General features: G+C 62.0%; 6 protein-coding genes. 2 read left to right on the top strand and 4 right to left on the bottom strand.

The features are described from left to right. Positions 1 to 61 precede the first annotated feature (61 nt). The 4 genes from LQR33_RS20270 to LQR33_RS20255 form a co-directional block, all read right to left on the bottom strand. The gene (locus LQR33_RS20270) at positions 62 to 1,117 is read right to left on the bottom strand and encodes an ABC transporter permease (protein WP_221666421.1); all 1,056 of its coding nucleotides are present in this window, start codon (positions 1,115 to 1,117) and stop codon (positions 62 to 64) included. A gap of 13 nt (positions 1,118 to 1,130) precedes the next feature. After that, positions 1,131 to 2,072, bottom strand: coding sequence for an ABC transporter permease (locus LQR33_RS20265; RefSeq protein WP_166440646.1), 942 nt, complete (start codon positions 2,070 to 2,072; stop codon positions 1,131 to 1,133). 50 nt (positions 2,073 to 2,122) lie between these two features. After that, positions 2,123 to 3,913 carry an ABC transporter substrate-binding protein gene (locus LQR33_RS20260; RefSeq protein ID WP_221667995.1) on the bottom strand — a complete coding sequence of 597 codons (1,791 nt, stop codon included), beginning with the start codon at positions 3,911 to 3,913 and terminating at the stop codon, positions 2,123 to 2,125. 179 nt (positions 3,914 to 4,092) lie between these two features. Further along, positions 4,093 to 4,929, bottom strand: a complete 837-nt coding sequence (locus LQR33_RS20255; protein WP_221666423.1) for an SDR family oxidoreductase — start codon at positions 4,927 to 4,929, stop codon at positions 4,093 to 4,095. Positions 4,930 to 5,081: 152 nt separating this feature from the next. On the opposite strand from LQR33_RS20255, the gene LQR33_RS20250 reads away from it, so the two are divergent. Together LQR33_RS20250 and LQR33_RS20245 are read left to right on the top strand one after the other, a co-directional pair. Continuing rightward, entirely contained in the window at positions 5,082 to 5,315 is a 234-nt protein-coding gene (locus LQR33_RS20250; RefSeq protein WP_021476069.1) for an exodeoxyribonuclease VII small subunit, read from the top strand. Further along, positions 5,305 to 6,201, top strand: a complete 897-nt coding sequence (locus LQR33_RS20245; protein WP_221666424.1) for a polyprenyl synthetase family protein — start codon at positions 5,305 to 5,307, stop codon at positions 6,199 to 6,201. Before LQR33_RS20250 ends, LQR33_RS20245 begins: the two co-directional genes overlap by 11 nt. The last annotated feature ends 51 nt before the right edge of the window (positions 6,202 to 6,252 follow it).

The raw sequence follows: 6,252 nt of genomic DNA, 5'->3' as shown, positions 1-6,252 counted from the left end.
GAAACGCACCCGCAGATTGCGGACCGACAGCAAAGTCTTGTTGTTGCTCATGGTGTGATCCTCACTTTACCTTCGGGTCCAGCGCGTCGCGCAGGGAGTCGGTCAGCATGCTGAAAGCGGTCACCAGCAGCGACATGAATACCACCACCATCGCCAGCTGCCACCAGTAGCCCTGCATCAGTTCTTCCGGCACTTCGGACAGCATCGAGCCCCAGCTCACCTGGCGCACGTCGACGCCGAAGCCGAGGAAGGACAGGATCACCTCGTACTTGATCAGGCCCACCATCAGCAAGGAAAACTGCACCAGCAGCAGGTGGGAGACATTGGGCAGGATGTGGACGAACATCCGCCGCGCGCTGCTGGCGCCGATGGCGTCGGCAGCCTGCACGAATTCGCGCGAACGCAGCTTGATGAACTCCGCGCGCACCAAACGGAAAGTGCCCGGCCAACTGGTCAGCGACAGCACCAGGATCACGGTGCCCAGGCCGCGGCCGGCCACCGCAGCGAAAGCCAGCAGCAGCAGCATGTCCGGCATCGCGGTGAACACGTTGTAGAACCACATCAGGAAATCGTCGATCTTGCGGCCGAGGAAACCGGCGCAAGCGCCCAGCGACGCGCCTATCACCACCGACAGCAAGGCGCCGAAGAAGCCGACGAACAGCGACGTGGATGTGCCCTTGATCACCTTGTCCAAAATGTCGCGGCCGCGGATATCCGCGCCGAACGTCAGCGACTCCGCCTTCTTCACTTCCGGCACCACGTACTTGTCGCGGTTCTTCATCGCCGCCTGGGTTTCCGCCCAGATCGGGTCTTCCTCAGGGCGCAGGCCCGTTCCCGTGACCGTCTCGGCTTTTTTCGCGCCAGAGCCCTGGACAGCATCATGCGCCTGCTGATACAGAAAAGTAGGCGGCGCGTAGGACACTGCCACCTCGGCGTTCCAACCGCGACCGATCAGTCCCACCCAGCTGCACAAGGCCAGCAGCATGAAGCCGGTCACGATCCACAGGCACGCGAAACCGATGCGGTCGCGCTTCAAGCGTTGCCAGCCCAGCGCCCACAGGCTGCGGGACGGGACGGCGGCCGGCGCGGCGCCGGCGGTATTCTGCAATGTCGTCATCGTCTCTCTCCCCTTACTTCAGCTGGACGCGCGGATCGATCCACTTGTACAGGACATCCGCCAGCAGGTTGAACACCATGGCCGCGGCGGCGATGGTAATGGTGATCGCCTTGATCACCGGGAAGTCGCTCTTGTCGACGGCGTTCAGCAGCTCATTGCCCATGCCGGGGATGCCGAAGAAGCGCTCCAGCAGCATCGAGCCCAGCATCAGGAAAGGCAAGGACATGGTGATGTTGGTGACCACCGGGATCAGCGCGTTGCGCAGCACGTGCTTGAACAGCACGCGCGACTCGGGCAGGCCCTTGGCCCGCGCGGTGCGCACGTAATCGTGATTCAGCTCTTCCACCACAAAGCTGCGGTAGAAGCGCACGCTGGGCGCCAGCGCCACCAGGATGCCCAGGATAAGCGGCAACGGCAGGTAGATCAGCAGATTGGTGGCCAGGCTGCTGTCGTCCCAGCCCATCACCGGGAACAGGTCCATCGCGAAAGCAAGCTGGTATTGGCCGACGATGATGTAGACCAGGGAGCTCACCGACATCGCCACCGTGCAGATCATGGTGACCAAGCGGTCGGTCAGCGTGCCGCGGAAATAGGCGACGGCAACCGCGATGGGCAGCGCGGTCAGCAGCTCCAGCACCAGCAGGCTGCCCGCCAGCGTCAGCGACGGGCCGACGCGGTTGGCCAACGTGCCGGAAACCGACTGCTGCGTGGCCCAGGAATTGCCGAAGTCGTAAGTGAACACCTGCTTGACGAACAGCAGGAACTGCTCCGGCAGGCTCTTGTCCAGGCCCAGCTGCACGCGGATATTGGCCAGCATCTCCGGCGTCAGGCGCTTGCCTTCCAGAATGAAGGTGGGGTCGCCGCCCACCCAGTTGAACAGCACGAACACCAGCAGCATGACGCCCAGCATGGTGGGGATCATCTGCCAGAGCCGGCGTATGATGAATGCGAACATGTTTTTTCCTTGCTCCGTCCGGCCATCCGGCGGAGTCGAACGAGATGGACTCAGCGCCGGTTGACGTCGACGTAGCGCCAGAAGCCGCCAATGGAGTAAATCGGATGACGTTTGAAGCCGACAACGTAGGGCTGGGTCAGCTCGTTGTACATCCGGGTCACACCCAGAATCACCGGCTGATAAGCTGCGACAATGCGGTTCATCTGCTCGAACTTGGCTTCTCGCTCCGGACCATTAGGCAACAGGCGAGATTCTTCGAACGCGCGGTCGAATGCGGGACGGCTGAATGCCACTAGATTGCCGCCGCTTTCTATGCTCTTGGACCAGAGCTCCACCATGCTGTCATCGCCATCCGGCATGGAGGCGGTGCCCCCCAAACTCCACATCTGCAGCTTGTGGGCGTAGGCGCTCTTCAGATTCTCGTTCCACTTGGCAACCTTGAACTGCACGCGGATATGCAGGCTGTCGAAGGTTTTCTGCCACACCTGATTGAACTGTTTATCCAACGCCGAGGCCTGGGTAGCCTGGGTGATCAGCAGAGGCTTGCCATTAGGCAGGGTGCGATAGCCATCCGCGCCTATCTTGTATCCGAACCCGTCCAGCAAAGCGTTTCCAAGAGCCGGGTCATATGCAGGCTGGCCATTGAAGCCTGGGCTGGAACCGGGAACCCCCTGAGTGACAAACCCCTTCATCGGGATCGCTTGATTGGCGTACAGCAACGGAACCACTTCTTTCTTGACCGGGTAAGCCAGCGCGATCGCGCGTCGCAGCGCAATCTTGTCCTTGCTGTAGCCGCCCACGACTGGGTCCTGCATATTGAAGTATGCGTAGGTGACGTCCATCGCTTGGGTGTGGGAGTTCTGGATGCCGCGCTTGATCAGCGCCGGATTCAGCGTGGTGTTGCCTTCGCCATCAGTATGCAGAGCTGTCTTCACTGCAGATTTAGGCAGGACCACCCAATCCAGCTGGTGGTTGAGGAACGATAGCCAGCGCGGCTGCTCTTCCTCGATCACTCGGATCTCCACCCGCCCCACCACCGGCAACGTCTTGCCAGCCAATGCCTTGGCTATTTTCTGGTCTTCTGGGTTATCGCCCGGCTCGCCGTCGAACACCACCTTGCGGTAATTGGGATTGGCCACCAATACGATCTTGTTGCCCTGCTTCCACTCTTTGAGCATGAAAGGTCCGGTGCCAACCGGATGAGACATGGTGTCCTTGCCGTAAGCCTCAATCACCTCGCGAGCGACTGCGCCGAATTGCTTGGCAGCCAGCGTGTAATTGAAGATGAAATTGGGCTTGTTCAGCGTCAGTTTCAGCGTATAGCGGTCCAAAACCTGAATGCCGGGGATGGGTGCCTCGTAGTCGAACTTACCGGCCTTGCTCGCGCGCTTGCCGGCCTCCTCCAACCCCAAGATCCAGTCGGTCATCATATTGGATACCGGCGAGTTCACCACCGGATCGGCATAACGCCTGAAGCTGTAGGCATAATCGGCGGCAATCAGCTCGCGCTTCTTGCCCTTAAACACCGGATCGTCGGCGAAATAAATGCCTGGCTGGATTCGTATCGTGTAAACGCGGCCATCGGCGGATATCTCTGGCAACGCCGCCGCGGTGTTGGGTTTGATCTTCAGCGGCCGGGCCAGGTAATCGTATTTCAGCAGCGGTTCGAAAATATTCTCGATCACGCCGATCGAATACACATCGTTGACCTTGCCGGGGTCGAAACCGGTTTCCGGCGCGGAGATCGACACCCGGAGCACTTTGTTAGGGTCGGCTGCATGAGCGGACAGCGCGAGCGAACCGCCCAGTACCAGCATGGGCAGCCATTTCAGGTGCGTCATCTTGAATTGTTCTCCTTCGTAGCGCGGGGCCTTCCCGGCCCGCTTTATTCTTTGCGCCCGCCATCGCCAACTGCCGCAGCCATGACAAGCGCGAATGAATGTAAAGCCAATTCGCTACGCGGATCAACAAAAAAATATCAAGATGGCATCAGGAAAATTCAATTAAGGACTTGGATGCCTCATGTCGCGCCGCGGCAAGCGCCGTCGTACCAGCGCTGAGGCAGGACGCGGCGCAGGAACCAGAACAGCTTGGTGGGAAAGGTCACCCGGTAGCGGGCGCGTGGCCGGCGGCTGGTCACGGCGTGCCACACGGCCTCGGCCACCGCGCTGGCCGGCAGCGTGAACGGCGCGGCGTGGCCTTCTTTTTTCAGCCTTTCCAGCTGCTGCTGATAATTGTCGCGATGCACGCTGCCGTCGATGTCGACGTTTTTCAAAAAACGCGCCAGCGCGTTGGGGCGGAAGCGGCTTTCTATCGGCCCCGGCTCTACCAGCGAGACATGGATATCCGTGCCGTGCAATTCATGGCGCAAAGTGTCGCACAGGCCCTCCATCGCGAATTTGCTGGCGTTGTAGGCGCCTCGCCAGCGCATCGCGGCGAAGCCGAGAATGGAGCTGTTGTAGACGATGCGGCCATGGCCTTGCGCGCGCATCACCGCCATCGCCGCGTTGGTCAGCTCCCACGGGCCGAACAGATTGGTCTCGAACTGCTCGCGCATCGCCTGCCGCGAAATGTCTTCCACCGCGCCCGGCTGGCCAAAGCCCGCGTTGTTGAACAAGGCGTCGAGCGTGCCGCCGGTCCGCGCCAATACCTCGTCCAGCGCCGAGCGGATCGAGCCGGCGTCGTCCACGTCCAGCCGCAGGCTTTCGAAGCCCTCCGCGCGCAACCGCTCCACATCGCCCTGTTTGCGGCAGCTGGCGAACACCCGCCAGCCTTTCTCGCGAAACCACTTGGCTGTGTGATAGCCGATGCCGCTGGAACAGCCGGTGATCAGGATGGTGCGGGCGGATTCGGACATGTCGGGCCTCGGGAAAGAAAGGGAGCTGCCACCCTACACCATTCGCCGCCGCGCCGAAACCGTCCCATCTGACGCACATCGGGTCGGAGCACTGTCGTTTTTCATCGGAATTGGACTAGAATGTCGGCCTGACACGCACGAGGAACTCCGCCATGGCAAAAGCCGCAAAAGCGCCGGCCAGCTTCGAAACCGCGCTGGGCCAGCTGGAGGACATCATCCAGGCGATGGACAGCGGCGACATGCCGCTGGAAACAGCACTTGCTTCCTACAAGCAAGGCACCGAATTGATCAAGTTCTGCCAGGGCAAGCTCGCCGACGCGGAACAGCAGCTGAAAATCCTGGAAAACAACGAACTGAAGGCGCTGGATCTGCCCAATGGCCAATGAAACCTTCATCGGCTGGATGACCTCCATCCAGCAATACATGGAGCAGGCGCTGGAAAAGCTGCTGCCGGCCGCCGGCTGCGCGCCGCAACGCCTGCATGAGGCGATGCGCTACGCGACGCTGGAAGGCGGCAAGCGCGTGCGCCCGCTGCTGGTGTTCGCCGCCGGCGAACTGGTCGGCGCGGAGCGCGACAATCTGGCCCGCATCGGCGCGGCGCTGGAGATGGTCCACGCCTATTCGCTGGTGCACGACGACATGCCCTGCATGGACAACGACGTGCTGCGCCGCGGCAAGCCCACCTGTCACATCGCCTATGACGACGCCACCGCGCTGCTGGTCGGCGACGCGCTGCAAACCCGCGCCTTCGAGCTGCTTTCCCAGCCCATGCCCGGCATCGCCCCGGCCAGCCAGCTGGAAATGGTCCGCACGCTGGCCCACGCCGCCGGCCACGCCGGCATGGCCGGCGGCCAAGCGATAGACCTGGCCAGCGTCGGCCTGCCGCTGACTCTGCCGGAGCTGGAGTTCATGCACATGCTGAAAACCGGCGCGCTGATCCGCGCTTCGGTGCTGGCGGGATCGATGGCCGGCCGCGAGCTGTCCGGCGCGGAGAAAGAGGCGCTGGACGCCTTCGCCAAGCGCATCGGCCTTGCCTTCCAGGTGGTGGACGACATTCTGGACTGCGAGGCGGACACCGCCACGCTGGGCAAGACCGCGGGCAAGGACGCCGCCAACGACAAGCCCACCTATGTCAGCCTGATGGGCCTCGCCGAGGCCAAGCGGATGGCGAAGGATTTGCACGACCAGGCTTTCGCCGCGCTGCAGGGTTTCGGCCCGCAGGCTGATCGCCTGAAACAACTGGCCGACTACATCGTCGCCCGCTCGTTTTGAACCGCTCGTGAAGAAACCATCAGGACGGACCACCGCCCGGCGAGCCACCTC

It is taken from the genome of Chromobacterium piscinae (genome assembly GCF_021129175.1).
Lineage (GTDB): Bacteria > Pseudomonadota > Gammaproteobacteria > Burkholderiales > Chromobacteriaceae > Chromobacterium > Chromobacterium piscinae.
The sequence above is the reverse complement of the archived record's forward strand: the minus strand, read 5'-3'. Positions and strand labels throughout refer to the sequence as shown.

What these genes read in the sequence shown, in the direction of transcription:
- LQR33_RS20270 (WP_221666421.1), bottom strand. Translation starts at nt 1,117, where the DNA reads ATGACGACATTGCAGAATACCGCCGGCGCCGCGCCGGCCGCCGTCCCG.
- LQR33_RS20265 (WP_166440646.1), bottom strand. Translation starts at nt 2,072, where the DNA reads ATGTTCGCATTCATCATACGCCGGCTCTGGCAGATGATCCCCACCATG.
- LQR33_RS20260 (WP_221667995.1), bottom strand. Translation starts at nt 3,913, where the DNA reads ATGACGCACCTGAAATGGCTGCCCATGCTGGTACTGGGCGGTTCGCTC.
- LQR33_RS20255 (WP_221666423.1), bottom strand. Translation starts at nt 4,929, where the DNA reads ATGTCCGAATCCGCCCGCACCATCCTGATCACCGGCTGTTCCAGCGGC.
- LQR33_RS20250 (WP_021476069.1), top strand. Translation starts at nt 5,082, where the DNA reads ATGGCAAAAGCCGCAAAAGCGCCGGCCAGCTTCGAAACCGCGCTGGGC.
- LQR33_RS20245 (WP_221666424.1), top strand. Translation starts at nt 5,305, where the DNA reads ATGGCCAATGAAACCTTCATCGGCTGGATGACCTCCATCCAGCAATAC.